Annotated in this window: 29 protein-coding genes; 19 read left to right on the top strand and 10 right to left on the bottom strand. The window is 61.1% G+C overall.

Going from position 1 to position 26,375, the window contains the following annotated elements; translation table 11 throughout:
- The first annotated feature begins 16 nt into the window (after positions 1 to 16).
- The 12 genes from purU to ruvX all read left to right on the top strand — a co-directional run bounded on the left by purU (position 17) and on the right by ruvX (position 9,721).
- A complete protein-coding gene (gene purU, locus JH15_RS13160) occupies positions 17 to 883 on the top strand; it encodes a formyltetrahydrofolate deformylase (protein WP_043531086.1) in 867 nt (288 codons plus the stop codon).
- Between the two features lie 261 nt (positions 884 to 1,144).
- On the top strand, positions 1,145 to 1,633 hold the full coding sequence (locus JH15_RS13155) for a pyridoxamine 5'-phosphate oxidase family protein (protein WP_043531084.1): 489 nt from the start codon (positions 1,145 to 1,147) through the stop codon (positions 1,631 to 1,633).
- Positions 1,626 to 2,192, top strand: coding sequence for a CAP domain-containing protein (locus tag JH15_RS13150; protein WP_231566440.1), 567 nt, complete (start codon positions 1,626 to 1,628; stop codon positions 2,190 to 2,192). Before JH15_RS13155 ends, JH15_RS13150 begins: the two co-directional genes overlap by 8 nt.
- A gap of 56 nt (positions 2,193 to 2,248) precedes the next feature.
- Positions 2,249 to 2,593, top strand: coding sequence for an FCD domain-containing protein (locus tag JH15_RS13145; protein ID WP_081949053.1), 345 nt, complete (start codon positions 2,249 to 2,251; stop codon positions 2,591 to 2,593).
- A gap of 277 nt (positions 2,594 to 2,870) precedes the next feature.
- Complete coding sequence (locus JH15_RS13140; protein WP_231566439.1) at positions 2,871 to 4,811, top strand: methyl-accepting chemotaxis protein; 1,941 nt, start codon at positions 2,871 to 2,873, stop codon at positions 4,809 to 4,811.
- A gap of 201 nt (positions 4,812 to 5,012) precedes the next feature.
- Positions 5,013 to 5,435 carry a rhodanese-like domain-containing protein gene (locus JH15_RS13135; RefSeq protein WP_043531081.1) on the top strand — a complete coding sequence of 141 codons (423 nt, stop codon included), beginning with the start codon at positions 5,013 to 5,015 and terminating at the stop codon, positions 5,433 to 5,435.
- 48 nt (positions 5,436 to 5,483) lie between these two features.
- Positions 5,484 to 5,996 carry a protein-export chaperone SecB gene (gene secB, locus JH15_RS13130; RefSeq protein ID WP_043531079.1) on the top strand — a complete coding sequence of 171 codons (513 nt, stop codon included), beginning with the start codon at positions 5,484 to 5,486 and terminating at the stop codon, positions 5,994 to 5,996.
- A gap of 15 nt (positions 5,997 to 6,011) precedes the next feature.
- On the top strand, positions 6,012 to 6,740 hold the full coding sequence (locus JH15_RS13125; RefSeq protein ID WP_043531077.1) for a 16S rRNA (uracil(1498)-N(3))-methyltransferase: 729 nt from the start codon (positions 6,012 to 6,014) through the stop codon (positions 6,738 to 6,740).
- A gap of 106 nt (positions 6,741 to 6,846) precedes the next feature.
- Positions 6,847 to 7,581 carry a CvfB family protein gene (locus JH15_RS13120; protein WP_043531075.1) on the top strand — a complete coding sequence of 245 codons (735 nt, stop codon included), beginning with the start codon at positions 6,847 to 6,849 and terminating at the stop codon, positions 7,579 to 7,581.
- Positions 7,582 to 7,648: 67 nt separating this feature from the next.
- The gene (gene gshB / locus JH15_RS13115; RefSeq protein ID WP_043531073.1) at positions 7,649 to 8,608 is read left to right on the top strand and encodes a glutathione synthase; all 960 of its coding nucleotides are present in this window, start codon (positions 7,649 to 7,651) and stop codon (positions 8,606 to 8,608) included.
- Positions 8,609 to 8,703: 95 nt separating this feature from the next.
- Positions 8,704 to 9,261: a YqgE/AlgH family protein gene (locus JH15_RS13110; RefSeq protein WP_043531071.1), complete on the top strand. Its 558-nt coding sequence runs from the start codon at positions 8,704 to 8,706 to the stop codon at positions 9,259 to 9,261.
- Between the two features lie 13 nt (positions 9,262 to 9,274).
- Positions 9,275 to 9,721 (top strand): Holliday junction resolvase RuvX, encoded by a 447-nt coding sequence (ruvX, locus tag JH15_RS13105; protein ID WP_043531068.1) that lies wholly within the window; start codon positions 9,275 to 9,277, stop codon positions 9,719 to 9,721.
- 2 nt (positions 9,722 to 9,723) lie between these two features.
- On the opposite strand, the gene JH15_RS13100 is transcribed toward ruvX, so the two are convergent.
- Both JH15_RS13100 and JH15_RS13095 read right to left on the bottom strand, forming a co-directional pair.
- Positions 9,724 to 10,404: an MFS transporter gene (locus JH15_RS13100; RefSeq protein ID WP_043531066.1), complete on the bottom strand. Its 681-nt coding sequence runs from the start codon at positions 10,402 to 10,404 to the stop codon at positions 9,724 to 9,726.
- A gap of 170 nt (positions 10,405 to 10,574) precedes the next feature.
- A complete protein-coding gene (locus tag JH15_RS13095) occupies positions 10,575 to 11,606 on the bottom strand; it encodes an aspartate carbamoyltransferase (RefSeq protein WP_043531064.1) in 1,032 nt (343 codons plus the stop codon).
- 176 nt (positions 11,607 to 11,782) lie between these two features.
- Between JH15_RS13095 and JH15_RS13090 the strand changes: the two genes are divergently transcribed.
- Entirely contained in the window at positions 11,783 to 12,706 is a 924-nt protein-coding gene (locus JH15_RS13090) for an SDR family oxidoreductase (RefSeq protein WP_081949029.1), read from the top strand.
- Positions 12,707 to 12,731: 25 nt separating this feature from the next.
- On the opposite strand, the gene JH15_RS13085 is transcribed toward JH15_RS13090, so the two are convergent.
- The gene (locus JH15_RS13085; protein WP_043531060.1) at positions 12,732 to 13,583 is read right to left on the bottom strand and encodes an IclR family transcriptional regulator domain-containing protein; all 852 of its coding nucleotides are present in this window, start codon (positions 13,581 to 13,583) and stop codon (positions 12,732 to 12,734) included.
- Positions 13,584 to 13,696: 113 nt separating this feature from the next.
- Positions 13,697 to 14,224, bottom strand: a complete 528-nt coding sequence (uraD, locus tag JH15_RS13080) for a 2-oxo-4-hydroxy-4-carboxy-5-ureidoimidazoline decarboxylase (RefSeq protein WP_043531058.1) — start codon at positions 14,222 to 14,224, stop codon at positions 13,697 to 13,699.
- Between the two features lie 144 nt (positions 14,225 to 14,368).
- Here uraD and uraH point away from each other — a divergent pair, with 144 nt between their 5' ends.
- The 3 genes from uraH (at position 14,369) to JH15_RS13065 (ending at position 16,736) form a co-directional block, all read left to right on the top strand.
- Positions 14,369 to 14,722, top strand: a complete 354-nt coding sequence (uraH, locus tag JH15_RS13075) for a hydroxyisourate hydrolase (protein WP_043531057.1) — start codon at positions 14,369 to 14,371, stop codon at positions 14,720 to 14,722.
- Between the two features lie 4 nt (positions 14,723 to 14,726).
- Positions 14,727 to 15,932, top strand: coding sequence for a urate hydroxylase PuuD (locus JH15_RS13070; protein ID WP_043531055.1), 1,206 nt, complete (start codon positions 14,727 to 14,729; stop codon positions 15,930 to 15,932).
- A 69-nt stretch (positions 15,933 to 16,001) separates the two neighbouring features.
- The gene (locus tag JH15_RS13065; protein WP_043531053.1) at positions 16,002 to 16,736 is read left to right on the top strand and encodes a GntR family transcriptional regulator; all 735 of its coding nucleotides are present in this window, start codon (positions 16,002 to 16,004) and stop codon (positions 16,734 to 16,736) included.
- 72 nt (positions 16,737 to 16,808) lie between these two features.
- Here the strand turns inward: JH15_RS13065 and JH15_RS13060 are convergent, their stop codons facing one another.
- From JH15_RS13060 to JH15_RS13045, 4 genes are all read right to left on the bottom strand, one after another.
- A complete protein-coding gene (locus JH15_RS13060; RefSeq protein ID WP_043531051.1) occupies positions 16,809 to 18,278 on the bottom strand; it encodes an NCS1 family nucleobase:cation symporter-1 in 1,470 nt (489 codons plus the stop codon).
- Between the two features lie 28 nt (positions 18,279 to 18,306).
- Complete coding sequence (locus JH15_RS13055; RefSeq protein WP_052384117.1) at positions 18,307 to 19,671, bottom strand: NCS1 family transporter; 1,365 nt, start codon at positions 19,669 to 19,671, stop codon at positions 18,307 to 18,309.
- Positions 19,672 to 19,820: 149 nt separating this feature from the next.
- The gene (locus JH15_RS13050) at positions 19,821 to 20,570 is read right to left on the bottom strand and encodes an aspartate/glutamate racemase family protein (RefSeq protein ID WP_043531049.1); all 750 of its coding nucleotides are present in this window, start codon (positions 20,568 to 20,570) and stop codon (positions 19,821 to 19,823) included.
- 220 nt (positions 20,571 to 20,790) lie between these two features.
- Entirely contained in the window at positions 20,791 to 22,503 is a 1,713-nt protein-coding gene (locus JH15_RS13045; protein ID WP_052384116.1) for a catalase, read from the bottom strand.
- Between the two features lie 249 nt (positions 22,504 to 22,752).
- On the opposite strand from JH15_RS13045, the gene puuE reads away from it, so the two are divergent.
- From puuE to JH15_RS13030, 3 genes are read left to right on the top strand one after another with little or no spacing between them, the layout of a single operon-like run.
- Complete coding sequence (puuE, locus tag JH15_RS13040; protein WP_043531047.1) at positions 22,753 to 23,688, top strand: allantoinase PuuE; 936 nt, start codon at positions 22,753 to 22,755, stop codon at positions 23,686 to 23,688.
- A gap of 17 nt (positions 23,689 to 23,705) precedes the next feature.
- Positions 23,706 to 24,542 (top strand): bifunctional allantoicase/(S)-ureidoglycine aminohydrolase, encoded by an 837-nt coding sequence (locus tag JH15_RS13035; RefSeq protein WP_043531045.1) that lies wholly within the window; start codon positions 23,706 to 23,708, stop codon positions 24,540 to 24,542.
- A 10-nt stretch (positions 24,543 to 24,552) separates the two neighbouring features.
- Positions 24,553 to 25,047, top strand: coding sequence for an ureidoglycolate lyase (locus JH15_RS13030; RefSeq protein WP_043531042.1), 495 nt, complete (start codon positions 24,553 to 24,555; stop codon positions 25,045 to 25,047).
- Positions 25,048 to 25,063: 16 nt separating this feature from the next.
- Here the strand turns inward: JH15_RS13030 and JH15_RS13025 are convergent, their stop codons facing one another.
- Together JH15_RS13025 and trhO are read right to left on the bottom strand one after the other, a co-directional pair.
- The gene (locus JH15_RS13025) at positions 25,064 to 25,291 is read right to left on the bottom strand and encodes a hypothetical protein (protein WP_043531040.1); all 228 of its coding nucleotides are present in this window, start codon (positions 25,289 to 25,291) and stop codon (positions 25,064 to 25,066) included.
- Positions 25,292 to 25,372: 81 nt separating this feature from the next.
- Positions 25,373 to 26,332: an oxygen-dependent tRNA uridine(34) hydroxylase TrhO gene (gene trhO, locus JH15_RS13020; RefSeq protein WP_043531038.1), complete on the bottom strand. Its 960-nt coding sequence runs from the start codon at positions 26,330 to 26,332 to the stop codon at positions 25,373 to 25,375.
- Positions 26,333 to 26,375 lie beyond the last annotated feature (43 nt).

Below are 26,375 nucleotides of genomic sequence, written 5' to 3'. Positions count from 1 at the left end.
ACCCGTAGGGGACAGCATGAGTCGAACTGCCGATACTTGGATTCTTGCCGCCCAATGTCCCAGTCGTCTGGGGACGGTGGACGTCGTGACGCGCTTTCTAAAAGAGCAGCTTTGCTACATTACCGAGCTCAACTCCTTCGATGATCGGCAGGGGGGGCAATTTTTCATTCGTGCCGAATTCAGGCCCGAAATCGAGGGATTCAGCGACACGGCGTTCTGCGAGGCCTTTGCGTCGCGGGCAGCGGAGTTCGAAATGACGTTCGAACTGACGCCCCCGGGCAAGCGTACCGGGACCGTGATACTCGTTTCCAAGGCTGATCATTGTCTTAACGATTTACTGTATCGCTATCGTACCGGCCAGTTGCCTCTGGATATTCGGGCCATCGTTTCCAACCATCCCGATCTTGAATCCCTGGCGGAATGGCATGGGTTACCCTACTACTACTTGCCCATTACGCCTGAAACCAAGCTACAACAAGAGGCGCAGATCAAGGACATCATCGAGGGTACCGGGGCCGAGCTCGTAGTACTGGCGCGTTACATGCAGGTGTTGTCGCCGGCCATGTGTGAGCGGCTCTCGGGGCGGGCGATCAATATCCACCACTCTCTACTGCCGGGGTTCAAAGGTGCCAAACCCTACCATCAAGCCTACGAGAAGGGGGTCAAGCTCGTCGGTGCGACGGCGCATTACATTAACAATGACCTGGACGAAGGCCCGATCATAGCCCAGGGCGTCGAGCCGGTGGATCACGCTCACTATCCCGAGGACTTGGTGGCGAAGGGGCGTGATATCGAATGTCTGACTCTGGCGCGGGCCATTAGCTACCACCTGGAGCGTCGCGTGTTTCTCCATGCTGGACGAACGGTGGTGTTCGGTAACTGACAGCGGGATGCCTCTTTATCTATTGTTTACCTGTATGTCTGCGACTGAGACCGCCCATGAACATTGGCATCTAGGATGTAACGACGAATGATTCATGGTCGGGGCTGATCCTCCGTCCCCTAGCCCCGATATCTCATCCTATCCACAGGCAGGTAGGTTTGCTGAGGTGGATGGGGATGGCTAGGCTGATTCAGGCCTATTCGATGCATTGGCATCGTTTTTTTCTATCCGCCGCACCGTATTCAACAGGAGGTTGAAGCCATGTCCAGCCCGGAGCACAAGCAGAAGATCTGGAAAATGATCGAGGATATCAAGGTCGGCATGCTGGTTACGCTGGATGGTGAGATGCCTCGTGCCCGGCCGATGCACCTGGTTCAGGACGAGTACGACGGCACCCTATGGTTCTACACCCGCCGCAGTGCCGAGAAGGTCTTTGAAGCCGCTACCGATCGTGACGTTTGCCTCAGCTTTTCCGATCAGGAAGAGGGTGTGTACGTATCGCTATCAGGTAAGGCCAACCTGACCGATAACCGCGAGCTGATCGAGAAGTACTGGAATCCGTTCATTGCGGCCTGGTTCCCCGAAGGCAAGGATGACCCGGATGTCGCGTTGCTGGAGATCAAGGTCCAGATGGGTGAGCACTGGAAGGCCAAGGAGAGCAAGACGTTCCAGCTTTACGAAATAGCCAAGGCCAACGTGAAGAAAGATGCCATCCCGGATATGGGCGAGAATGAGAAGTTCGGTGGCTAGTCCTGACATGACACGTTGTGCATTCGGTGTATTGGCCTGCATGCTGGGGCTCATGGTCTTCAACGGGGCATGGGCCGAGGAGGGCGTATCGGAAGGCAACGCGGAGGCTGAGGCTGCCTGCGAGCTGACCGATCGCAAGCGTGAAATGCTGTCGCGGGTCAACGAGGCGCGCAGCCAGGCCCGACAATGCGGCGATCAGCATTTTGAGGCGGCGGAACCATTGACCTGGAATTGCACGCTCGAAGCCGCTGCCGAAGCGCACTCCCGGGACATGGCCGAGAATGACTACTTCAGTCATACCGGTCCAGATGGCGTGGGAATCCAACAGCGGGTCAGTAACCGGGATTATGTGTGGCGCGCGGTGGGTGAGAACATCGCCGCGGGTCAGATGTCCATCGCCGCTGTAGTCGATGGCTGGCTGGAAAGTCCGGGCCATTGCCGCAACATCATGCAGGACGTCTTCACCGAGATGGGCATGGCCAAGGTCGATTCTGAATCGGATGATTCGGAGTCGACCTATTCTTCCTACTGGACGCAGGTTCTGGCCCAGCCGCGCTAGGCTTTCAAGCGCTGCCTGACGGTCAGGCCCAAGCCTTGTTCATTGCCGTGGCTGGCATGAAAACGGCGCCGTGGCGAGCCTTGGAGGTGCTTGGTGTGCTGGAAGGATTGGCGGCGCGACGACTGTCCGAAAGGGGACTGACGCCTGAGGTAGGCGAGGCGTTAGTCCGGTATATCGAACAGGGGGAATTGTTGCTTGGCAAAGGCTATCTGACGAAGGAGGACATCGACCACTGGGGCGAGATCAACGAGGCCTTTCACCGCGCCATCGTCGAGTCAACCGGCAGCCTGGTGATCGGCGATGCCATCAATCGCAACAATCCCTTGTCGACTCTCGAGCGCGATCTGGCCTACTTGCTCGCCACTAGTGCCCCTTGCGGTGGGGCGACTAGCATACGTTAAAAAATTTAATTGTCATGAAATCCACTTGTTCCCCACCGTCTCTTGATTCATCGCAAGTGTTTTTTTTGATCTCGTCAATTCTTAAGTAAAGTTAATTCGACTTTGGTCGATAGTGTGCTGGAGCTGTGCGAGAGCCCTGTCTCGTTCGGACACGTCGTTGTTTCGACTTAGCCCTAGTACACAAAACACCACTTGAGATACTGAGATTATGCAAGCCCTTCACCGCGTAAAAATGGGCCACAAGTTTGTACTTGCCTTAGCACTTCCTTTGATTGCTATGACGTGGCTGGCAGCGGCCGGCATACTCGAACGACAACAGATCGCTTCACAGATGGGACACCTGCAGGAAATGGCCAAGTTAGGGCAGAATGCAGGCAGCCTAGTTCACGAACTTCAGCGTGAGCGTGGAATGACAGCGGCCTTCCTGGGCAGCGAAGGGCGTAACTTTCGTGCCGAGCTACCTGGTCAGCGCCAAGCGACCGATCAGCAGATCGATAACTTCCGCCAGTACCTTTCGTCGATTGAATTCGATGCTCGAGATCGGGTTATCGCGGAGCAGGTCGACAAGGCGCTTGTCTTGTTGAGCGAAACAGGCTCCATCAGGCAGCGCGCCGACGATCTGGCCATAAAAGGTGAGGTATCCAGCGCACACTTTACTGCACTCAATGCCGAACTGATTAAATTTGTCAGCAAGCTCACCTTCGGCGTCGATAATGCCGAGGTGGCTCGGCAATTAACTGCCTATTACAACTTGCTTTATATCAAGGAACTGGCGGGTATCGAGCGGGCCCTGTTGACCACCGCCTTCAGTACTGACGCGATGTCCCCGACCATGTACAGGAACCTGCTGTCGCTGACAGGTAGATCGCAAGCATTCACCAATAGCTTTCAGGATCTTGCGAACGCGGACATCCAGTCTTCCCTGGCAGCGATACTTGGCGGCAACCTCGTCGAACGACTGACTAACATGCGTAGTGTCGCTCTCGAGCGGGGCACTGCGGGTGGTTTCGGTATCAACCATCAGCAATGGTTCGAGGGTCAGACCACACAGATCGATCGCATGCATGAAGTGGGGCTCAAAGCTTCGAATATGCTGATGGAAACAGCCAGCGGTCTCGGCAGCCAGGCCCAGAAGGAGCTGCTGCAATATCTGATCTTGTCCGTCATTGCCGCAGGCTTGGCTATCATCCTGTCGTTCGTAACGGTTCGCAGCATCGTGGTACCCCTCAAAAAGGCCTTGGCTAATATTCAAGGCCGTGGGGGAGACCTGACCCAGCGTCTGGATGTGCCCGGCAGTGATGAACTCTCTCAACTCTATTCAGCGTTCAATGATTCTACCGTCAGTACTGAGCAGTTGGTTGCCAATATCAAGCAGGGGGCTCTGTCCGTTGAAATGGCCAGTGGTGAGATAGCTCAAGGCAACCAGGATCTCGCACAGCGTACTGAAGAGCAGTCGGCATCGCTGGTAGAAACCGCCTCCAGCCTGGAGCAGATCACGGCGACCGTCAGGCAGAGTGCAGATACGGCGCGGCAGGCCCAGGACATGACACAGGAAATGGCCAGTCAGGCGGGACAGGCCAGCGGTATCGCTGCACAGGCGAATGCTGCCATGGAGCAGATCCATGCAGCCAACCAGAAAGTCACCAAGATTGTGGAAGCAATCGATGATATCGCCTTCCAGACCAACATTCTTGCATTGAATGCTTCCGTGGAAGCCGCACGAGCCGGCGAGCAGGGGCGTGGATTCGCCGTCGTGGCGTCTGAAGTGCGTAAACTTGCTAGTCGTAGCGCCGAGGAAGCCAAGCAGATACGGTTGCTGATCAATACCAACGTTGAGCGGATCGATGAAGGTGAGCGATTGGTCACTTCGACCACCAACACCTTGGGCATTATTGCAGACCGGGCCCAGAAGGCTGCGGCGTTGGTGTCTGAAATCTCTACGGCCACGCTTGAACAGTCGGCCGGTATCGAACAGATCAACCAGGCTGTAGCGCAGCTGGAAGACGTCACCCAGCAGAACGCCGCCCTGGTCGAGCAGGTCGCGACGGCAAGTCGCTCCCTGGATGATCAGGCGGGTGACATGGCACGCATGGTGGGTCGCTTCACGGTCAATGAAAACCACGCAGAAATGGCTCCCGACTGGCAGGGCATGAGCCTACCCTCACAGGAGGTGGCAGCATCAGAAAGCAAGCGCTCCACAAGGCTTCTGGCTGGATGATCGGGATCTGGCAGGTTGGGCCTGACGTCATGTAGCGAGGAATAGGAGCCCGGTATCACACTTGCCCCGTAACCGCGGACGTACGCGGGAGGCTCGTGTATACTGGGCGCCGCTTTCCAGCCACAGGCAGCATGGCCCGCGAACGGGCGAGCACGTGGTTGGCTCTAGAATGGTGTTTTCCAACGAGAGTTATCCGGACCCATGATTGATCAGCTGTTCGAATTCGTGCAGAACCACCCGTTGCTGGTGGGGGCCTTCCTGGTGGTGCTGACCGCATGGATCGCCTATGAAGTCAGGGGGGCGTCCCGCAGCGGTGTCACGTCCAGCGAGGCGACACAGCTGATCAACCGCGAGGATGCCGTGATCGTCGACATTCGCGAGACCAACGACTTCAAGGCAGGCCATATCGCCGGGGCGCGCAATATTCCTCAAAGCCGTATCGACGATCGGATGAACGAACTGGAAAAGGTCAAGGACAAGCCGATTATCGTGGTCTGCAAGCATGGGCAGTCCTCGGGCATCGTCCTGGCCAAGTTGCAGAAGGCGGGCTTCGAGCGCGCCTTCAAGTTGCGTGGTGGCATGGCCCAATGGCAAGCCGATGGGCTGCCGCTGGTCAAGAAGTGATCGCACCAGTCTCTCTTCCTTATTTCTCCAGTACCAAGGATCTACAACATGGCGGAAGACAATAACCAGAGCGCAGGTGGCAACGCCCAGCAGGCAGCCGCAGATTCGCAGAAGCCGCAACTGCAGTTCGCGCTGCAGCGTATCTATGTAAAGGACATCTCCTTCGAGTCGCCGAATGCGCCTCAGGTGTTCCAGCAGCCGTTCAAGCCCAAGGTCGGCCTCGACCTGAACACGACCAGCAGCCAGGTCAGTGAGGGGCTTTATGAAGTGATCGTCAAGGTCACCGCCCAGGTCTCGCACAGCGAGAGCGGCACGACCTCGTTTCTGGTCGAAGTCGAGCAGGCCGGCCTGTTCCGCATCTCCGGCATCGAAGGCGACCAGCTCGACCATACATTGGGTGCGTTCTGCCCCAACGTGCTGTTCCCCTATGCGCGTGAATGTATCGACAACCTGGTCAATCGCGGTGGCTTCCCGCCGCTGATGCTGGCGCCGGTCAACTTCGAGGCCATGTATGCCCAGAAGAAGCGGCGCGAGACACAAGGTTCCGAGACGACACAGTAAGCGAGCGTTCGCTGCATGAGCGGTCCGCGCATCCACGTCGCCGCCGACTTCCCGGTCGGCGGCGACGTCGTTCTTCCCGACGGCGCTGCACGTCACGTGGCCCTGGTGTTGCGTCTGCGTGAGGGTGCTTCGCTTACCCTGTTCGACGGTGCCGGCAATGAGGCCGCGGCGGTGCTGGTCGAGGCCGGACGCAAGCGTGTCGTGGCCCGCATCGAGCATGTCGAGACCGGGCGGGGCGAGTCGCCGCTTTCGGTGCATCTCGGCCAAGCGATCTCCAAGGGCGATCGCATGGATTACGCCATACAGAAGGCCGTCGAGCTGGGCGTGGCGGTCATCACGCCGCTCTACACCGAGCACGGCGACGTCCGCCTCAAGGGCGACCGCGAAGCCAAGAAGCTGGCGCACTGGCAGGGTGTGGCGGCCAGTGCCTGTGAGCAGTGTGGCCGCGCCACGATCCCGCCGGTGCATCCTCCCTGTTCGCTGCAAGCGTGGCTAGCACAGCGCGATGAACCGCTACGGCTGGTGCTGCACCCCGCCACGCAGGGCGTGCTTCAGCCCGAGCTATCGCCCGCTGCTGCAGCCTTGCTGATCGGCCCGGAAGGCGGGCTCTCCGAGGCTGAAGTCGCAGCCGCGCGTGAGGCGAAGTTCACGCCGCTCAGCCTGGGGCCGCGTATCCTGCGCACCGAGACGGCACCGGTGGTGGCGCTCTCGCTGTTGCAATATCGATTCGGTGACTTGGCTTAGCCGTTGAGCTGGCTGGCTTGGTCGCTGAGTTATCTCTGTGGATCAAGCCCCTGTCATCGTCCCGCATCACGTCGCATACTGACGCCAGATTACCCGGGAGTTTCCCATGTCCGACACCCACACAGGCCGCCGCGGCGGACGTCCCGAGCCGGTATCCGGCGCCCAGCGCTCGCGCCGTGTTGAGAATGCCGAACCGGTCGAGGTCGGCCAGGTAGCCTATCTCGAGGTCGTCACGGTCAACGATACCGGGGCCTTTCTCGCCTGGGGGCGGCCCAAGGATCTCCTGCTGCCCTTCGGCGAACAGCGCTTTCGTCCCACGCCCGGCAAACGGGTGCTGGTCATGATCTACGTCGACGACCGCCAGCGGCCGGTGGCCTCGCAGCGCCTGGATCGCTTCATCAAGGATGAAGCCGAGGGGCTGGCACCCGGCGATGCCGTCTCGCTGGTGATAGCCGATCGCACGGACCTCGGCGTCAAGTCCGTGGTCAACCATCGTTTCTGGGGCGTGCTTTACCACGATGACCTGCCCAAGATCCCGCGGCGTGGGGATCGCCTGCCCGGTTACGTGAAGCGCGTTCGCGACGATGGCCGACTGGACCTTTCCCTGCTGCCCTCGGGCTCGGCGCGCCTGGACACCGTAGGCGACAAGATCCTGGCCTTGTTGCGGCGCGCGGATGGGTACCTGGCGCTTTCCGACAAGAGTCCGGCCGACGAGATCAAGGCCCGTCTTGGGGTGAGCAAGAACGCCTTCAAGCAAGCCATCGGACGACTCTACAAGCAGCGGCGCATCGTGATCGAGCGCGAGGGCATTCGTTTGATCGAGGATAGCGACGAAGCCTGACCCCGCTTGGTCTCCTCGGAGGCCTGGTTCATACTGCGCCCATCACTTCGCATTGGACGATCGATCGATGAGCGAACGCGGACTCAAGGTCGGTGTGGTGATGGATCCCATCGCCGACATCGCCTACAAGAAGGACACCACCCTGGCCATGCTGTGGGCGGCCCAGGAGCGGGGCTGGTCGCTGTATTACCTGGAGCAGGAAGACCTGTTCCTGCAGAACGGACGGGCCTGGGGTAGGATGCGCGACCTGGAGGCATTTCACGATCCCCAGCGCTGGTACCGCCTGGGCGAACCGACAAGCCGGCCACTCGCGGAACTCGACGTGATCCTGATGCGCAAGGATCCGCCGGTCGACAGTCATTTCCTCAATGCCGTACACCTGCTGGGCTTCGCCGAGCGTGAGGGTGTGTTGGTGGTCAACCCCACCCGGGCCCTGCTCGAGTGCAACGAAAAGCTCTTTGCCCAGCAGTTCCCCCAGTGCTGCGTCCCGACCACCGTATCCTGCAGTGAGCCGGTACTTCGTGCCTTTCATGCCGAGCATCGCGACGTGATCTTCAAGCCTCTGGATGGCATGGGCGGCACCGGGATCTTCCATGTCCAGCCCGAGGGTCGCAACATCGGTGCGATCATCGAGACGCTGAGCGAGCGCGGCCAGCGCCAGATCATGGCGCAACGCTATATTCCCGAGATCAAGGATGGAGATACCCGCATCCTGCTGGTCGATGGCGAGCCGGTGCCCTATGGCCTGGCGCGGGTGCCCATGGCCGGTGAAACCCGCGGCAACCTGGCCGCCGGCGGGCGCGGCGTCAGCCGGGAGCTGACTGACCGAGACTACTGGTTGATCGAGCAGGTCACGCCGATGATCCGTGAGAAGGGCTTGATGTTCGTGGGGCTCGATGTGATTGGCGATTACATTACCGAAATCAACGTGACCAGCCCTACCTGTGTGCGTGAAATAGACGATCAGCGCGGTACCGATATCGCCGGCTTGTTGATGGATGCTATCCAGCGCCGCCTTCCCCACTGAGGCGACTGCAGGCGGTAGTGATACAATCGGCGAGACACACTGAACTCGACCAGGTGGCCATGGCGATTACACGCCAATGGCCGCCCAGGAGGCCCATGCAAAGCCTGAAGAATCATTTCCTGCTGGCGATGCCTCACCTCGAGGATTCGCAGTTCGCCGGCACGCTCAGTTACCTGTGCGACTACGACGACAACGGCACCATGGGAGTGATGGTCAACCGACCACTCGATATCACGCTCGATGCGCTGTTCGACCAACTCGACCTGGGCGGGGAAGATAGCCCACATAACGACGCCCCGGTCTATTATGGCGGCCCGGTGCATCGCGACCGCGGCTTCATCCTGCATCGCGGCAGTAGCGAGCCCTGGGATTCGAGTATTCAAGTGACCGAGGATATCGCGCTCACGACATCGATGGACATGCTGCAGGCGCTTGCCGCCGGCAAGGGCCCCAAGGACTTTCTCGTCTGCCTGGGCTGCGCCGGATGGGAGTCGGGGCAGCTCGAGGAGGAGCTCAAGGAGAACACCTGGCTGACGGTGGAAGGCCGGGCCGAGGTGCTCTTCGATGTCCCCACCGAACAGCGTCTCAACGCCGCCGCAGGCATCCTCGGCATCGACCTTAACCTCATGAGCCGCGAGGCGGGGCATAGCTGATGGGCATGGCGCCATGACCCCGAGCGGACAACGCCTGGTTCTGGCCTTCGATTTCGGCGTGCGGCGTATCGGCGTGGCGGTGGGCAACGAAATGATTGCCAGTGCCACGGCGCTCGACCCGTTGCCGGCCCGCGACGGAATTCCCGATTGGCAGGTGGTGTCACGCCTGGTGGCAGAATGGCAGCCCGATCTCTTCGTGGTTGGCCTGCCGCTGAACATGGACGGCAGCGAATCGCAGATGAGTACCCGGGCCAGGAAGTTCGGCAAGCGTCTCTACGGACGCTACGGAAAACCCTGCGAAATGGTCGACGAGCGCGGTTCGACCCGCGAGGCCAAGGCGATTGCCAGGGAGGCCGGACATCGCGGCAATTACCGCGAGGAAGGGGTCGACGGCATTGCCGCCCAGCTCATCCTCGAGAGTCACTTTGCCACCCTCGAAGGTCTGCCGCCGCGCGGCTGAAATCAGGCGAAGGCGCCTTCGCCCGTGCTTTGATCATTACGGTCATCGCGATTCGATGACGAATACTGACGGGCGAAATCGTCGGTCGAAATGCAGGTGTACTTCTCGATGAAAAAGGCCAGCGTGGCTGGATTCGAGAAGCGCTCTTCGAAATGCTCTTCGTTCTCGCCCTGCCCGCGTGTGACGCTGGCACGATAGCGATCGCCCTCGCGGGTGACGGTGACCGTCGCCTGACGGTCGGCCTCCCGCTTCTCCACCCGTAGGCCCTGATGCTCGGTCAGAAGTTCGTCGAGCAGCTTCCCGCCCTGGATCTCCTCCGATGTGGCCCACCAGTCGCGATCGCGGTCGCCATACACGTACAGCACCCAAACCAGATAGATCGAGAACACGATCCCGATCATCAACTGCGCCATGACGGTGCCTGAAGGCGAGGCGGTGAAGAGATACACGACCTGAGCGACCACCCCCACGGCAAGAAACAGCGCCAGTGGTCGCCAGATACGAGGACTCATGAAGCCCTTGCCGAGCATGAACCCCCACAGGCCGGTCACGGCCAGCGCGCCAACGCCGATCTGGATGAGGATGACCGGTGACCCGCCGCCCCCCATGAGGGCGATGATGCCGACGGCGACGAGTGCGGTGTAGAAAGCCGCGAACAGAAGATAGGCGCGATGCAGGTTCATGGTCATGCCTCCTTGGGGAGATCATACGTGGGCTGCCCGCACGGGCCCGTTTCAATACCGGTAGGCAGCCTGCTGGTCCATTCCGCTTGGCAGATGAGTGTTCTAGCTTCGCATAGTAGTCCAGGCCGAGCAGCCCTGCCTTGGTCTTAGGCGATCTGCTCCGCCTCACGTTACAGCTGACGATCATCGATGCCGATACGCGTGGGAACGAACCAGCGCACCTCGCGCAGATCCTTCTCGATCAGGTCGTCGACCTGCAGCAGGGTGGCGAAGATCGCCATGCGCACCGGGATACCGTTATCGGTCTGGCGGAAGATGGCCAGGCGGGGGTCGCCATTCAGGTCGACGCTGAGATCGTTGGCGCCGGGGCGACTATCGCGAGGCAGCGGATGCATGACGATAGTGGTGTCGGTGCAGTGGCGGTCGAGGAAGGCACGGTCGACGGTGAAGTCCTGCGAGACCCCGGCGAAGCTTTCGATCATGTCTTCGGTGAAGCGCTCCTTCTGGATACGCGTGGTGTAGACCACGTCCAAATCGGAGAAGTCCGAGTTCAGGCTATCGCGCTGCTCGACGCGATGACCGCGGGATTCGACCAGGTCGATCAGGTAACCGGGCATTTCCAGGCCGGGGGGGGAAACTAGGGTGATGCGCATGGGGTCGTAGAGCGACAACAGCTTGATCAGCGAATGCACGGTACGGCCATACTTGAGATCGCCGGTCAGCAGCAGGTGCGCCCCGGCCAGCGTCTTGCCCAGGCGGGTGAATTCCTTGTCGATGGTATAGAAATCCAGCAGGGCCTGGCTGGGGTGCTCCCCGGGGCCGTCCCCGCCGTTGATCACCGGCACATTGGTGGCTGCCGCGAATTCGGCCACCGAGCCTTGATCGGGATGACGCATGACGATGGCATCGCAGTAGCCGCTCATCACGCGACTGGTGTCGTACAGCGACTCGCCCTTGGCCATCGAGGAAAAGGTGAACCCCGTGGTGTCGCAGACGCTGCCCCCGAGCCGGCAGAACGCGGCATGGAAGCTGACCCGTGTGCGGGTGCTGGCCTCGAAGAACAGATTGCCGAGCACGGCGCCCTCCAGCACACGCGTTACCTGGCGACGCTGGGCGATCGGTTCCATGCGGCTCGCCACCCGCATCAGGTGGTTGACGTGTTCGCGGGACAGGGAATCGACGGAGAGCAGGTGGGAACTCATCACGGACCTCGGCGCTGGGGAATTGCCGGCTAGTGTAACCGGCCCGGGGGCATTCATCACGGCCCTGCAGCACCGACTGTGCTTGGCGTTAGCGGCCGGTTGCCCTTGGCGCTTCCAAGCGTGCTCTTCTATCTTCAAGACACGTTTTGGACACGATTCAGCGGCGGTTCGCAAGAATGAAGAATCCGGTGAATCGTGTCATTCGAGTGAGACCTCTTTCTCGGTGCAAGCAAGGAGCAAGGCACATGAGCGATCAGAAACAACCCCCCCAGCATCAGAACAAGCAACCCGGTGACGAACATCAAATGCAGCCGGAGCCGGAGTTCATCCGCGCAAGCTACCGTGGCACCGACAAGCTCAAGGGCAAGGTGGCCATCATTACAGGGGGCGATAGCGGCATCGGGCGTGCCGTGGCCATCCATTACGCTCGGGAAGGCGCGGACTGCGTGCTGGCCTATCTCGATGAAGAGCGCGACGCCGAGGATACGCGGGCGCTGGTTGAGGCCGAGGGCCAGCAGTGCATGCTGATTCACGGCGATGTCGGCGATCCGGCCTTCTGCCGCGAAATCGTCGACAAGACCCTGGATCGCTGCGGCAAGCTCAATATTCTGGTCAACAACGCAGCCGAGCAGCATGACTGGGACGATGTTACCGAGATTCCCGACGACCAGCTGCAACGTACGTTCCAGACCAATATCTTCAGCCACTTCTACATGGCCAAGGCGGCGTTACCGCATATGGGCGAGGGCGACACCATCATCGCCACATCATCGATCAACGCCTTCAAGGGCAACCCGACCTTGATTGATTACACCGCCACCAAGGGCGCGATCCAAGGGCTGGTGCGCTCGCTCGCGACGTCACTGGTCGATAAGGGAATTCGTGTCAATGCTGTGGCACCGGGCCCGGTGTGGACACCGCTGATTCCGGCCAGCTTCCCCGAAGACAAGGTCGAGAAGTTCGGCGGTCAGGTTCCCATGGATCGGGCCGGCCAACCCAGCGAGATGGGGCCCGCCTATGTCTACCTGGCCAGCGAGGAGTCTTCCTATATGACGGGCCAGACGCTACATCTCAACGGCGGTGTGGTTCTCAATACCTGACAGGTGCCGTTCCAGAGCGCGCCGCTCAGGCGCGCTCGGCCTGGCGCGCTTCCAGTTTGGGCTGAACGCCTCCCAGGCGAGTGGTGATCTCGCGTGCTGCCCGACTGACCAGGCCGCCGAGTTCGGCCAGTCGTGATTCGGGAATCCGGGCGACCGGCCCCGAGACCGAGATCGCTGCCAGGGGATGGCCCTGCTCGTCATGTATGGAGGCAGCCACACAGTGCAGGCCGACGGCATGCTCTTCGCGGTCGCAGGCATACCCGTGACGACGAATCTCGGCCAAGCCTTCGCGAAGTCGCGCGGGGGTATCGAGCGTATTCGCCGTGACACGGGGCAGGCCGCGTGCCTGGAGAATACGTTCCACCTCCTTGTCCGGAAGCCAGGCCAGCAGCGCCTTGCCTACGCCGGAGGCATGCATCGGAGCCCGTGAGCCGAGCCGGGTGATCATGCGCATCATCTGGGGTGATTCGCTCTGGGCCAGAAAGACCGCCCAGCCGTCATCGCGGATACCCAGGTTGGCCGACTCGCCGGTCTCCTCGGTGAGCTGGCGCAGGAACGGGCGAGCCGTGGCGACCACGTCGCGCGCCTCTAGAAAGGTATTGCCGATCTGGAAGGTCTTGACGCCGATCTTCCAGAGTCCGAGTTCGGCATCCTGCGAGATGAAGCCCTGCTTATGCAGTGCCTGCAGCAGTCGGTGAGTCGTGGACGGTGCGAGACCGACGATCTGGGCGATGTCCGTCAGGCCCAATCCTCCAGGCGCTGCTGCCAGCCCCTCGAGGATATTCAGGCCACGTACCAGCGATTGGCTATGCCCGCCCGTGCTTTTGCCCGATCCGGCGGGGCGCCCCACCGGCTTGCGTCTGGTCTCGGTCGTCACGCCTCATTCTCCATCACCGATGTCATTGCCTGGGTCTGGTTCAATTGCCAAGCATACACCCTCGTATGGGGACTGTCGTGTTGGCGGAAACGCCTTCCACTTTTGCTCGCCCACTATGGTTCGGCGCGGTCGCGTAAGCGCAACAGGGCGATACGGTTGATCTGTTCGATGGCGGTCCGGCGTTCCTCATCGTGATCGTTTTCCAGGCGTGTCTCGAAGGCTTCAAGAATCGCATGCCGGTCCTGCCCCTTGACGGCCATTACGAAGGGAAAGCCGAAGCGGTCCTTGTAGGCGGCATTGAGGCGCTCGAAGCGTGCCAACTCTTCGGGGTTGCATTGGTCGAGCCCGGCCCCGGCCTGCTCGCGGGTGGAATCGTCGGTCAGGCCGCCGGCCAATGCCGCCTTGCCGGCGAGATCGGGGTGGGCACGAATCACTTCGAGCTGACGCGAAGGCTCGGCATCGGCCAGTACCTGGCCCATCGCTGCAGCGAGGCCTTCCGGTGTGTCATGTTCCGGGCCCAGCCCGCGCTCCCAGGCCAGCGACGCCACCCAGGGGGAAAGTTCGTAGATATCGGCGAAACGGGCCATGAAGGCCCCGTGGTCGAGCGTGTGGGGAGGCGGGGAGAGCGTCTTGTCGGGCATGGGCAGGGGAACCTCCAGATATGCCGTGGTTTGGTCAACGCATCGATAGCGTTAATGTATACAAGAAAATCTTGTAATGTATTTCTTATACGATACAACTGACACCATCGCTGACAGCCTATCGCATCACACGGGAGACCCTCTATGGGACGCTTGACCACACACGTGCTCGATACCGCTCACGGCCGGCCCGGCCAAGGCATTCGCATCGAGATCTTTCGCCTGGATGGCGATCGACACACGCGCCTGGGCGAGGTCGTCACCAATGACGATGGACGCTGTGATGCCCCCCTGCTCGAGGGCGAAGCGTTGAGCGTGGGGGAATATGAATTGCTGTTCCACGCCGGTGATTACCTGGCGCGCCAGGGCGTGTCGGGAGACACGCCGCGCTTCCTGGATCGCATTCCGATCCGCTTCGGCGTGGCCGATGCCGAGGCGCATTACCATGTCCCGCTACTGCTCTCGCCCTACAGCTACTCCTCGTACCGGGGCAGCTGAGTCCATGGAAGCGTACCTCCACGAATTCACCAACATGCTGCTGCGCTGGCTGCATGTGATCGCGGCCATCGCCTGGATCGGCGAGTCGATCTATTTCGTCATGCTCGACAATAGCCTGCGCACACCGAAGGACGAGAGCGCTCGGCGCCGGGGTGTGGCCGGTGAAATGTGGGCCGTGCATGGCGGGGGGTTCTATCACAACCAGAAGTACGCCACGAGCCCCGAAGGGCTGCCCGACGACCTGCACTGGTCGTACTGGAAGGCCTATACCACCTGGCTGTCGGGGTTTGCCCTGTTCGTGCTGCTGTACATGGCCAATCCCGCCTTCTACCTGGTCAACCCCGACAGCGCCTGGGCCTGGGCGGCCGGACTGTCGGGATGGCAGGTCAACCTGCTGGCGCTGGCGTTCCTGCTGCTGGGCTGGGTGGTCTACAACGAGTTATGCAAGCGGCTCAGCCCCAACATGGAGCGCGATGGCCTGCTGAGCCTGGCCGTGGCGGTGATGATCGTTATCGTAGCCTACCTGAGTACCCAGCTGTTCTCCGGTCGTGCCGCGTTCCTGCTGACCGGGGCGGTCATGGCCACGGCGATGTCGGCCAATGTGTTCTTCTGGATCATTCCCGGCCAGCGCCGCATGGTCAAGGCGATGCGGGCGGGAGAGACCCCCGATCCGCTCGATGGCAAGCGAGGCAAGCAGCGCTCGGTCCATAACACCTACTTCACGTTGCCCGTCGTGTTGCTGATGATCAGCAACCACTACGCCTTTCTTTATACCCATGAGCATGCCTGGTTGCTCATGGCCCTGTTCATCATTGCCGGGGCCCTGATTCGCCAGTTCTTCGTGGTCATGCATGCGGGCAAGATCCAGTCCGCCTACCCGGTGGCGGGTGCGGCATTGATCCTGGTCAGCCTGTGGCTGGCCATGCCCCAAGGCGGCGGGAGCGACACGGCCAGGGCGGCAGGCTATGGCCCCTCCCTGGAGGAGGTACATGCGATCGTCACCGAGCGTTGCGTGACCTGCCATTCGCAATCGCCTTCCCAGCCCGGGTTCGCCTCGCCTCCGGCCGGCGTCGCCTACGATACCCAGGCGCAGCTGCAGCAGCTCATGGCGAGGACCAAGCAGGTGGTCGCCAGCGGCTACATGCCGCTCGGCAACATGACACAGATGACCGAGGCGGAGCGCGCAACGATCGCGGCCTGGTCGCAATAACCGGTCGCAGTAACCCGTTGCAGCCACCGTAAACACTCGTTCGACCCCTAGTGAGGAGTCCTGACCAACATGCCCGAGCGAACCCCGGCCCGCCAGGCAACCCAGCGTCCCAGGCGCCAAGGCAAGAACGGCGACGGCGCCGAGCGCCATGATGCGATCTACCGCTCGATCAGCGATGCCATCATAGAGCATCGCCTGAAGCCCGGCGCGCGGCTGCGCGAGGATGCCCTGGCCGAGGTCTTCGGCGTCAGCCGTACCGGCATCCGCAAGATATTGCAGCGCCTGGCACTCGAGCAGTTGGTCACCTTGACGCCGCGCCGTGGGGCCAGTGTGACGCGCCCGACTGCCGATGAGGCCAAGGATGTATTCGATGCACGGCAGATGGTGGAGTGTGGGCTGATGCCGGAGGTGGCGCGGCGTATCACCGAAGCCGATGTCCGCGAACTGCGCGACATGGCGACCCGCGAACGGCAGGCCTTGCGGGCTGGCGAGCAGAGCGTGGCGATCAAGTTGTCGGCCGCCTTTCACGAGCGTTTGGCTGCGCTATCGGGCAATGCCACGCTGGCGGAATTCGTCGGTCGGTTGTGCTCGCGTTCGTCGCTGATCCTGGCGGTCTATGGCAATGCGGGCCACCTCGGTTGCGAGTCGCACGACCATGAAGACCTCATCAATCACCTCGAGCAAGGCAATGGCGAGCGCGCCAAGGCGTTCATGAGCCGCCATCTCAAGGCCATCGAAGCGTCGCTATCCATCATCGAGGAATCCGACGAAGCGCCCGATCTGCATCGCATCTTCGCGGACTGACGCCGGTCTAGAACGGCAGCGCCCCGAACCTGAGGGTCGGGGCGCTGTCGTTTGATGCAGGACGCCTGCCGATTAGACGCCGCGGGCCGGAGCAACCGCCGCGTGCCGCTGCATCAGCACATAGTAGATCGCACCGCCAAGACCCGCCCCGATCAACCAGGCATAGCCCTGCAGGGCGGCCAATGCCGGCACCCACACCGAGGCGATGGAGAACAGGGCCGCCAGGCCGAAGGCCGCCAGCCCTTTCTGGTTCCATCCCTTGACGTAGTAATACGCACTATCGGGAGCTGACGAGAATAGCTGCTGCATATCCAGATGCTGCCGCTTCACCAAGTAGTAATCGACCACGATGATGCCGTAGAACGGCGCCACGATGGCCCCCAGTGCATTGACGAAGCCGGGGACGCCGATCTTGCTGATCAGCGACACCCACAGCGCGCCGATGAAAAAGGCGATGATCGCGGTGATCAGGCCGCCGGTGCGGAAGCTGACCTTGCTGGGAAACAGGTTGGCCAGGTCATAGGCCGGCGGGATGAAGTTGGCGACCAGATTGATGCCCACGGTGGCGGCGAAGAACGTCAGTGCCGCGACGATGGTCAGCGGGAGTGAGTCGACTCGCGCCACGATGTCGGTGGGGTTGGTCAGGGCATCGCCGAACAGCACCAAGGTGCCGGCGGTGATGATCAATGCAATGAACGAGAAGAAGGCCACATTGAGCGGAAGCCCGAGGAGGTTGCCGAGCTTCATCTGCCGCTCGCTCTTCACGAAGCGGGTAAAATCTCCGAAATTGATCACTACCGCCGCGAAGTAGGCGACCATGGTGCCGACGATGGCCAGGAAGGCACCGATTCCGCCGCCGGCCTCGCCAGAGCGACTGAAGATGGAGCCGATGGCCGGGATCAGCTCGCTGCCGGCCTGTACCCATACCACGATCATCAGCACGATCATGACCACATAGACCAGAGGGCCGGCCCAGTTGAGGAAGTGCTTGATGCGCTCGATGCCCTGCCAGAAGATCGCGATCTGGAACAGCCACACGATGGTGAACGATAGCCACGCCACGCCGGACAGCCCCAGGAACGTCGCCCCATCGCCACCGCCGAACAGGGCCGTGATCAGTAGCGTTACCGCCGTGGAGGCGAAGTAGGTCTGTACGCCATACCAGAAGATGCCGATGATTGCCCGCAACATGGCTGGCAGGTTGGCGCCACGTACGCCCATGCTGGCACGCACCATGACAGGGAAGGGAATGCCATATTTGACGCTGGGCTTGCCGGTCAGGTTGACCAGCCACATCACGATCACCCCGGCCAGTATGATCGCGGCCATGACCGCCCAGCCGTTCAACCCATAGGTAAGGAACAGCGACGCGGCCAGGGTGTAGCCGAACAGACTCTGAATGTCGTTGGACCACACATTGAATATCTCGAAGGCCCCCCAGGTCCGCTTGTGATACGGGATAGGCGCCAGGTCGGCGTTATACAGCGTCGGGTCGTCGCCGCGTACGTTCAGGTCAGTGTCATTCAGGTTGCTGTCGTTCATGTCGAAGGCCTTGTTATTCGGTGGCGACTCATTGGCGGAAGCGTTGGCAGGGCGCCCAGTGCTGCATGAGCAGATAATAGGCCGCGCCAGCGGGAATCAGGCTGGCGTACCAGGACACGGAAGAGAAAGACAACGCAGCGACGATGCCCACCCCGGTGGCGATGAGGGCTGCATAATTGATGCCGCGGTAGGGGCCGTTCTCGTCATAGAGCTTGTCGAGATCGAGCGTACGACGGCGAATCAGGTAGTAATCGACCACCAGCACGGCGAGGATCGGGCCCAGAAAGGCGGAATAGGTCTGGACAAACAACTGCAGTCCGGCGGAAGACTCGTCCTTGACCAGTTCCCAGGGGAAGGTGGTGAAGGCCAGTAGGCCAACGATCACGCTGGCAGTACGGAATTTAAGCTTGAAGATATCCATCAGCACATAGGTCGGTGGCACCACGTTATTGAGCACGTTGGTGGTGACCTGGGCGAAGGCGATGAACAGCAGCGTGGTCATCAATAGCGGGGTGTTGTCGACCGCGTTGGCGAAGACCTTGATGGGATCGTTGACCCCGGTGGCTTCGGACACCATGAAGCCGATCAGGCCCATGAACAGGGTGCAGGGCAGGATCGACATTGAATAGATGGTGGTCAGCAGCCCGGGTCCGCTGCCCGACTTGAGTTCACGAGCGTAGTCGCTGACATTGAGCATCATGGTGCTGTAGATACCCAGGAACAGCATGGTGGCGCCCCAGAACGGCATGCCCCATGAGCCTTCCATGGTGAATAGGCTGGCGGAGAGCTGGTCGCCGTAGCGCTGCACGGTGGCAATGAACATGTACACCAGCGACGCCAGGATGAAGGCGCTGCCGATGTTCTCCAGCCACTTGATGCCCTGAAAACCCAGCACGGAGAGCGCGATCTGCAAGAACTGGAAGGCAATGAAATAGAAGACCAGGTTATCGAAGCCGAACAGCGTGGCCGAGACCATGTTCAGCGCACCGGCGCCGATCCAGCTCTGGAAGCCGTACCACACGATGGCCGGCACCGCGCGTACCAGACCCGGTAGTCGTGTCCCGCCGAAACCGAAGGCACTGCGCGCCTGGACCATGAAGGGGATGCCGTACTTGTAGCCGGGCGCGCCATTGATGGCCAGTGCCACACCGATGACCAGGCAGCCGATGGCGATCGCCACGGTGGCCTGGATCAGGTTGAGGGTGCCCACCACGCTCGAGCCCATGGCGAAGGTACCGATCGACACACAGCCGCCGAACCAGGCCAGGAAGTAGGAGCTTCGCCCCATGATTCGGGTTTTCTGAGGCGCCAGGGATTCGTCCCCCGGAGCCTTGCTCAAGGTAATGGGAGTACCGGCCAGCGGGGGCGGGACCGGTATGGACTCTTGACTCATCGTTCTATCCTCGCAAGGTCTAATGGCGGTGTTGTTGTTTTACGCCCCACCCATCGAGGGGTGGGATGTCTCTTGCGGCGTGCTCGTTATTCTTGGTGTTTTTCGTTGTTCTTTGTCGTTTCTTGTCTCAAGCCTCTTGCGTCGCCCGGTTACAGGTCGAGATGCGAGAGGTGTTCGTAGCGACCGGTGAAGGCCTTGGGTCTTGGGAAAGCCAGATCACCGTGCTTGCTGGTGCCCAACCCTAGCCCGACCAGACTTTCGGCCAGCTTTACAGCCGCGGTTACACCCTCGACCACGGGGAGCCCGACCTCGTGGCTGATTCGCGCTGTCAAGCGAGCCATTCCGCCACAGCCCAGCACGATGGCACCGATGTTGTCCTCGTCCCGGGCGCGGCGACATTCGGCGATAATGCGCTCGAGTGCGGCATCGGCATTCTCTTCGAGCTCCAGCACCGGGATTTCCGCCGCTCGGATACGGCGGCAGTGGCGTTCGAAGCCGTACTGGTCGAGCAGGTGTTCGGCGATGATCGCGGTGCGCCCCAGCGTGGTGACGATGGAGAATCGGGTGCTGATCAGGCTGGCCACGTGGAAGGCGGCTTCGGCGATACCTATCACCGGGGCACGGGTCAGCTCCCGGGCGGCCTGGAGGCCGGGGTCGCCGAAGCAGGCAACGATGTAGGCGCTAATGGGGTCGTTACGGTCATGCTCGCCGGCCAGAACTTCTTCGGCCACCCCTACGGCACTGATCGCCTCGTCGAAGTGGCTTTCGATCGAGACCGGCCCATGGTCGGGTTGAGTGGCACTAATACGGGTTCCCGGGGCAGCGATCGCTTGAGCTGCCTCGCCGATGGAGGCTGTCATGGCCGCCGTGGTGTTGGGGTTGATGACCCGGATGTGCATTCCGTGGAGCTCCTGAGGCGAACCATTGTGTAAGCCGAGTTGCGTATATTTGTTGTGAACAAATAAATCGGCTTTTGTACACAAAATAGATATCGCGCCTCCTGAGTGCAAGCATGGGGAGATACTTTTTGAACGAAAAGGCGAGGGTCTGGATTCCTGCAGACATAAAAAAACCGGACGCCTTGGCGTCCGGTTTCGTTGGGGTGAATCACCCTGTCGTTTACTTCATGTCGCTGGTCTCACGGGCCTCGCCGAGCTGGGTGTAGGCCAGCTTGCCCACCGTGCCATTGAGGACATCCTCGGCCTTGGCCTGATGATTGACCACGGAACTGGTCCACTGACCCCAGACCTCCGGGTTGATATCGTCACCGTTGTTGCCCAAGTTTTGCAGACGCTGCTTGTCGTCATCGGTGAGCACTTGCTTGGGCAGCGGCTGGAGGTGTTTGACATCGTCCACTGACATGCCGAGCTTCTCTGCCGCGCGCTTGCCGTAGTCATCGTGAACCAGGAAGAAGTGCCATACCATGCGCTCCTGCACGTCACGTTCGCACTGGCCGAGCAGATTGCCCATGTTATTTATCAGGTCGTCACGCTCCCAATCCATCATGGTATTGAAGCGACCGCGAGCGTGCAGATAGTCGTTACGGCGCTCCAGCACGCTGCGTGTCAGACGGCCTTTCACCTCGGGCGGATTGTTCGGCTCTTCGCGGTCGGCTTCCTCGAGCCCCTGGTGAATCGACGGCTCGTAGTTGACGTGCGGGTTCTGGCCCGGGGCCAGGTCCACCCCGTAGGACATCTCGCCACCGCGCTGGTTGGTATGCACCTGGCCCTTGACGCCCTTGGGCTGGTTGACCGGCAACTGGAGGTAGTTGGGTCCCACCCGGTAGCGCTGGGTGTCGGAGTAGGAGAACGTCCGTCCGATCAGCATCTTGTCGTCGGAGAAATCGAGGCCATCGACCAGGACCCCGGTGCCCATGGCGATCTGCTCGTTTTCGTTGTGGAAATCGTCCACGTTGCGATTGAGCGTCATCACCCCGATGTGGCGCAGCGGGAAATCCTTTTCCGGCCAGATCTTGGTGTCGTCCAGCGGATCCCACTCCAGCTCGGGATGCTCGTGGTCCTCCATGATCTGCACGTAGACGTCCCACTGCGGGTAGTCGCCGCGCTCGATGGCTTCGTAGAGATCCTTCGAGGCGGAGCCGAGCTCTTGGCCCTGCACCTTGGCGGCTTCCTCGTCGGTCAGGCTCGCCACGCCGCAACGCGGATGGAAGTGATACTTGACCAGGACCGTGTCGCCTTGCGCATTGACCATCTTGTAGGTGTTGACGCCGAACCCTTCCATGTGGCGATAGGACGCCGGAATTCCACGGGGGCTGAACAGGTGCGTCAGCATGTGCATCGACTCCGGCGTCTGGCTCATGAAGTCGAAGATGCGGTTGGGTTCCTGGCGGAAGGTGACGGGATCCGGCTTCAGCGCATGGATGACGTCCGGGAACTTGATGGCGTCACGGATGAAGAAGATCGCCAGGTTGTTGCCAACCAGATCCCAGTTGCCCTCTTCGGTATAGAATTTCACGGCAAAGCCGCGCGGGTCGCGGGCGACCTCGGACGAATCGCGGCCACCGATCACCGTGGAGAAGCGAATGGCGAGATCGGTCTTCTTGCCCGCGTCCTGGAACAGCTTGGCGCGCGTATAGGTAGAGGCCGGCTCATCGCCGATCTTGCCGGTGGCCTCGAATTGCCCATAGGCCACGAACCCCCGCGCGTGGACGACCCGCTCAGGGATACGCTCACGATCGAAATGACTGATCTTTTCCAGAAACTGGTAATTCTCGAGGGTCGCCGGGCCGCGGCTGCCAATGGTGCGCTGGGACTGATTGTTACTGACGGGATGGCCTTGACGATTCGTCAGGACCCGGTCCTTGTTATCCATGCGTTTCTCCTATGCTCTAGTTCCAGGCCGGTACTGCTGGCCGGCGCCACGTTCGCAAATTGCCTATTGAGCTTAGCAGCCAAGCGGCCAGTGCTGGCTTGAGTTTGCCAATGGAATGCATAGCGTCAGCCAATTGCCGTGGTGAGCGGCATGCCCCCGCCATTGCGGGGGCGAAGTGCTTGAATCTTGTTTGGATACAGCATAGCTTTCTAATGTATACAACCTCCAAGAACGACCCAGGATGCCCCCATGACGTCACCCTCGACGACTGCCTACCCGCGTGATCTCGTCGGCTACGGACGGAACCCGCCTCAGGCGAACTGGCCGGGCCAGGCGCGTATCGCCGTTCAGTTCGTGCTCAATTACGAAGAAGGCGGTGAGAATTGTGTCTTGCATGGCGATAGCCATTCCGAGAAATTTCTCTCCGAGATCGTCGGCGCCGAGGCCTATCCCGAACGTCACATGAGCATGGAATCGATCTATGAATACGGTTCGCGTGCCGGGGTCTGGCGCCTCCTGAAGGAATTCGAGCGACGCAACCTGCCACTGACCGTGTTCGGGGTCGCCATGGCGCTGGAACGCCACCCCGAGGTGGCCCACGCCTTCCGTGAACTGGGGCATGAAGTGGCCTGCCATGGCTGGCGCTGGCTGCATTACCAGGGGGTGCCGGAAAATATCGAGCGTGAACACATGCGTCGTGCACTCGATATTTTCCAGTCGCTGTACGGCGAGAAGCCGCTGGGCTGGTACACCGGCCGGGATACGCCCAATACCCGGCGCCTGGTGGTCGATGAAGGCACCTTCCTCTACGACAGCGATTATTACGGCGACGATCTGCCGTTCTGGACGCGCGTCGAGGACAGCCAGGGGGAGGCGCATCAGCACCTTGTGGTGCCCTATACCCTGGACACCAACGACATGCGTTTCGCCACGCCCCAAGGGTTCAATACCGGCGATCACTTCTTCACCTATCTGCGCGATGCCTTCGACGTCCTCTACGCCGAAGGTGAGGAAACCCCCAAGATGCTCTCCATCGGCTTGCACTGTCGCCTGGTCGGCCGCCCCGGTCGCTTCCGCGGCCTGCAGCGCTTTCTCGACCACATCGAGGCCCATGATCGGGTCTGGGTGACCCGACGGATCGACATCGCCCGCCACTGGGCCGAGCAGCATCCCGCGCATTCATGAATCCATCGAGACCGACCATGCCCAGTCGCAACTACTACGCGCCCCACGGGGGGCATCCGCCACAGACGCAACTATTGTCCGATCGTGCGGTATTCACCGAAGCCTATGCGGTGATCCCCAAGGGGGTGATGCGCGATATCGTCACCAGCCAGTTGCCCTTCTGGGACAAGACTCGCTTGTGGGTCCTGTCGCGGCCTTTGTCGGGGTTCGCCGAGACCTTCTCGCAATACATCATGGACGTTGCGCCGGGTGGGGGTAGCGAGAAGCCCGAGCTGGACCCCGCTGCCGAGGGGGTGCTGTTCGTGGTCGAGGGCGAACTGACCCTGACCCTGGCTGGCGAACCGCACCGCATGGGGCCGGGAGGCTACGCCTTCCTGCCACCGGGAAGCCGTTGGCAGCTTCGCAACGAGAGTGAAGCGCCCGTCCGCTTCCACTGGGTTCGAAAGGCGTATGAGTTCGTCGAGGGTATCGAGGTGCCGGCGCCCTTCGTGACCAACGAGAACGACATTGCGCCTCGCGAAATGCCGGATACCGAAGGGCGCTGGGCCACCACGCGCTTCGTCGATCCCGACGATATTCGCCACGACATGCACGTCAATATCGTCACCTTCCAGCCAGGCGGGGTGATTCCCTTTGACGAGACCCACGTGATGGAGCACGGCCTCTACGTGCTCGAGGGCAAGGCGGTGTATCACCTCAACCAGGATTGGGTCGAGGTCGAGGCCGGCGATTTCATGTGGCTGCGCGCGTTTTGCCCACAGGCGTGCTATGCCGGAGGCCCGGGGCCGTTTCGCTACCTGCTCTACAAGGATGTGAACCGGCACATGAAACTGTCGCCCTTCGGCGCTCGCTGAGGAGTAAGTCATGCTGGAATTGAATGCCGAGCCGCTGACACCCGAGGCCTTCGCACCGTTCGGCGAGGTCATCGACACACGCGGTAGCGACTATTTTCATATCAACGCCGGACGCACCCGACGTTACCACGACTTGGCCAAGGTCGAAATCCTGGGCGAGGGCGCCCGTACACTGATCAACCTTTTCGTCAGCCAGCCGATCGCCCTCCCCCTGGAGCTCGATTTCCTCGAGCGGCACCCGCTGGGCAGTCAGGCATTCATGCCGCTGCATGGCGAGCGCTTCATAGTGGTGGTGGCGCCCCCGGGGGAAAAGATCGAGCCGAGTGAGGTGCGCGCCTTCGTCACGGATGGTCGACAGGGGGTGAACTACCGGGCCGGCACCTGGCATGCGATCCAGTCGGTACTGGATCGTGAGGGGGAATTTCTGGTCATCGATCGAGGTGGGGAGGGGAATAACTGCGAGGAGTATCCCCTCAAGCTGCGCGTCACGTGCGACGCGCAGTAACCTGAAGCACCGATTTCTACATCGCGATGCCGTTGGCCTTGAGCTGGCTTGCCAGGCCATTGGCGACGCGGTCGAGTTGGCTGGTGTCCACACCGGGCAGCAGTTTGCGGGCTTCGGTGAACAGCGGTTCGGCCGTCTGGTGGCGCCCTGAATAGATCAATAGCACCAGCATGCCTTCGATATCCTTGTCGCTATAGATGTTTTCGGGCTTCTTGCTGGTCTGGCGTGTCCGTGAAATTCGCAAGCGGTCATCTCCGACAGGAAGGGGAATGAAATGAAACGGGATAACAGCTTTATCGGCAGAGATGCGTGAATCTTTAGCGGCTCAGCCCTCGCTGGCCTTCATCAGACGTGGATCGCGCCCGATCGGATGAGGCTCGCCGCGGGCCTTGGCCAACTCGATCTGGCGTTGACGCTCGCGTGCGGCGGCACGGGTCTTCTCGGGCAGCGAATCCCAGCAGTGCGGACAGCTCACCCCAGGTTCGTACTGGTCGGACTGCATCTCCTCGGCCGATACCGGCATGCGGCAGGCGTGGCACTGCTCGAAATCGCCTTCACTCAGGTCGTGACGTACCGTGACCCGGTTATCGAACACAAAGCACTCGCCGCGCCATAGCGATTGCGCTTCGGGGACCTTTTCCAGGTAGTTCAACACGCCACCCTTGAGGTGATAGACCTCCTCGAAGCCCTCCTTGAGCATGAAGCTCGAGGCCTTCTCGCAGCGGATACCGCCGGTACAGAACATGGCCACTTTCTTGTGCTTGGCCGGGTCGTAGTGCGCCCTGACGTAGTCGGGAAACTCGCGAAACGACTTGGTCCTGGGATCGATGGCGCGCTCGAAGCTGCCGATCGCCACCTCGTAGTCGTTACGTGTATCGATCACCAGCACCTCGGGGTCGGCGATGATGTCGTTCCACTGCTCGGGCTCGACGTAGGTGCCCACGGTATCGTTGGGGTCGATATCCGGCACGCCGATGGTGACGATCTCCCGCTTCAGCTTGACCTTGGTGCGGTAGAAGGGCGGCGTGTCGCAGTAGGATTCCTTGTGGTCGATGTCGACCAGGCGCGGATCGGCCTTGAGCCAGGCGAGCAGGGCATCGATGCCCTCGCGGCTACCTGCCACGGTGCCGTTGATCCCTTCTTTGGCGAGCAGAAGGGTTCCCCTCACGTCATTGTCGAGCATCGTCTGGCGCAGGGGCTCGCGTAGAGTCTCGTAATCGTCCAGGGTGACGAACTTGTACAACGCCGCGACGACGACGCATGGTGAGTCGGTGGTGTCTTGCATGCTGGGCTCCAGTTGTCGTCCTCGCAAAGGACGGACCGGTTGA

Source organism: Litchfieldella xinjiangensis, assembly GCF_000759345.1.
Lineage (GTDB): Bacteria > Pseudomonadota > Gammaproteobacteria > Pseudomonadales > Halomonadaceae > Litchfieldella_A > Litchfieldella_A xinjiangensis.
This window is presented reverse-complemented; position numbering and strand designations above follow the sequence as displayed.

Coding starts and splice junctions, on each gene's coding strand:
- JH15_RS13135 (WP_043531081.1), top strand. CDS start 5,013: ATGATTGATCAGCTGTTCGAATTCGTGCAGAACCACCCGTTGCTGGTG.
- secB (WP_043531079.1), top strand. CDS start 5,484: ATGGCGGAAGACAATAACCAGAGCGCAGGTGGCAACGCCCAGCAGGCA.
- JH15_RS13035 (WP_043531045.1), top strand. CDS start 23,706: ATGCCCAGTCGCAACTACTACGCGCCCCACGGGGGGCATCCGCCACAG.
- JH15_RS13155 (WP_043531084.1), top strand. CDS start 1,145: ATGTCCAGCCCGGAGCACAAGCAGAAGATCTGGAAAATGATCGAGGAT.
- gshB (WP_043531073.1), top strand. CDS start 7,649: ATGAGCGAACGCGGACTCAAGGTCGGTGTGGTGATGGATCCCATCGCC.
- JH15_RS13050 (WP_043531049.1), bottom strand. CDS start 20,570: ATGCACATCCGGGTCATCAACCCCAACACCACGGCGGCCATGACAGCC.
- JH15_RS13060 (WP_043531051.1), bottom strand. CDS start 18,278: ATGAACGACAGCAACCTGAATGACACTGACCTGAACGTACGCGGCGAC.
- JH15_RS13125 (WP_043531077.1), top strand. CDS start 6,012: ATGAGCGGTCCGCGCATCCACGTCGCCGCCGACTTCCCGGTCGGCGGC.
- uraD (WP_043531058.1), bottom strand. CDS start 14,224: ATGCCCGACAAGACGCTCTCCCCGCCTCCCCACACGCTCGACCACGGG.
- trhO (WP_043531038.1), bottom strand. CDS start 26,332: ATGCAAGACACCACCGACTCACCATGCGTCGTCGTCGCGGCGTTGTAC.
- JH15_RS13055 (WP_052384117.1), bottom strand. CDS start 19,671: ATGAGTCAAGAGTCCATACCGGTCCCGCCCCCGCTGGCCGGTACTCCC.
- JH15_RS13140 (WP_231566439.1), top strand. CDS start 2,871: ATGACGTGGCTGGCAGCGGCCGGCATACTCGAACGACAACAGATCGCT.
- uraH (WP_043531057.1), top strand. CDS start 14,369: ATGGGACGCTTGACCACACACGTGCTCGATACCGCTCACGGCCGGCCC.
- JH15_RS13120 (WP_043531075.1), top strand. CDS start 6,847: ATGTCCGACACCCACACAGGCCGCCGCGGCGGACGTCCCGAGCCGGTA.
- JH15_RS13090 (WP_081949029.1), top strand. CDS start 11,783: ATGAAGAATCCGGTGAATCGTGTCATTCGAGTGAGACCTCTTTCTCGG.
- JH15_RS13045 (WP_052384116.1), bottom strand. CDS start 22,503: ATGGATAACAAGGACCGGGTCCTGACGAATCGTCAAGGCCATCCCGTC.
- JH15_RS13070 (WP_043531055.1), top strand. CDS start 14,727: ATGGAAGCGTACCTCCACGAATTCACCAACATGCTGCTGCGCTGGCTG.
- JH15_RS13110 (WP_043531071.1), top strand. CDS start 8,704: ATGCAAAGCCTGAAGAATCATTTCCTGCTGGCGATGCCTCACCTCGAG.
- JH15_RS13030 (WP_043531042.1), top strand. CDS start 24,553: ATGCTGGAATTGAATGCCGAGCCGCTGACACCCGAGGCCTTCGCACCG.
- JH15_RS13145 (WP_081949053.1), top strand. CDS start 2,249: ATGAAAACGGCGCCGTGGCGAGCCTTGGAGGTGCTTGGTGTGCTGGAA.
- purU (WP_043531086.1), top strand. CDS start 17: ATGAGTCGAACTGCCGATACTTGGATTCTTGCCGCCCAATGTCCCAGT.
- JH15_RS13095 (WP_043531064.1), bottom strand. CDS start 11,606: ATGAGTTCCCACCTGCTCTCCGTCGATTCCCTGTCCCGCGAACACGTC.
- JH15_RS13100 (WP_043531066.1), bottom strand. CDS start 10,404: ATGAACCTGCATCGCGCCTATCTTCTGTTCGCGGCTTTCTACACCGCA.
- JH15_RS13065 (WP_043531053.1), top strand. CDS start 16,002: ATGCCCGAGCGAACCCCGGCCCGCCAGGCAACCCAGCGTCCCAGGCGC.
- ruvX (WP_043531068.1), top strand. CDS start 9,275: ATGACCCCGAGCGGACAACGCCTGGTTCTGGCCTTCGATTTCGGCGTG.
- puuE (WP_043531047.1), top strand. CDS start 22,753: ATGACGTCACCCTCGACGACTGCCTACCCGCGTGATCTCGTCGGCTAC.